General features: G+C 65.8%; 2 protein-coding genes. One reads left to right on the top strand and one right to left on the bottom strand.

Going from position 1 to position 606, the window contains the following annotated elements; genetic code table 11:
• Positions 1-217, bottom strand: a 217-nt coding sequence (locus A5625_RS30365) for a hypothetical protein (protein WP_232003826.1), incomplete at its 3' end; no start/stop codon positions are given.
• A 31-nt stretch (positions 218-248) separates the two neighbouring features.
• On the opposite strand from A5625_RS30365, the gene A5625_RS30360 reads away from it, so the two are divergent.
• Positions 249-606, top strand: a 358-nt coding sequence (locus tag A5625_RS30360; protein WP_232003825.1) for a hypothetical protein, incomplete at its 3' end; no start/stop codon positions are given.

Here is a 606-nt window from a genome sequence, read left to right as displayed (position 1 = left end):
ACGAAATCGGGCTCGTGATCGACATGAGCAGCCCGGTCGGGTTCAGCACGTCGTTGATGAGCGTCTCGGCGGCCGCGTCGGGTGGCTGGCAACAGATGGCCGGCGCGGACGTCGTACCTGACGGTGCGGCCACCGCGCGGCTGTGGATCGAACAGACCGACGCAGTAACCGCCGGCGTCAGTTCGTGGACGTCGGCCTGGTTGTCGAAGACGGGCACAATCCCGACGAAATTCCTTAGCCTCGCACCGTTGTTGACCGGGTTTCTCACTGACGGGTCAAGCATCATCGGCCAACTGATTTCGGCGTGGCCGAACGTCACTGGCGGGCTCGACGGGCTCGACGGGCTCGGCGCGATCTTTTCCGACGTAGCCGGCCTGATGGGTCACCCGGGCGGCCTGGGCAGCGGGGCGCCCGTGCTGCCGGGCTTTTCCGGCATTCCGTTGCTGAACCCGATGTTCACCGGCGGCCTGTTCAAGCCATCGCTGATTCCGACTCTCGACGCTTCGAAGATCGGCACCGGCCAGTTGTCGGCCGGCGTGCTGCCGGTCATCACCGCAGGGATGACGCAAGGGCTTGCGGACATCGACGCCATCGTGAACGCGCTGG

Origin of the sequence: Mycobacterium sp. 1465703.0, assembly GCF_001672975.1 — a bacterium.
In the GTDB taxonomy this organism is placed as follows: Bacteria; Actinomycetota; Actinomycetes; order Mycobacteriales; family Mycobacteriaceae; genus Mycobacterium.
This window is presented reverse-complemented; position numbering and strand designations above follow the sequence as displayed.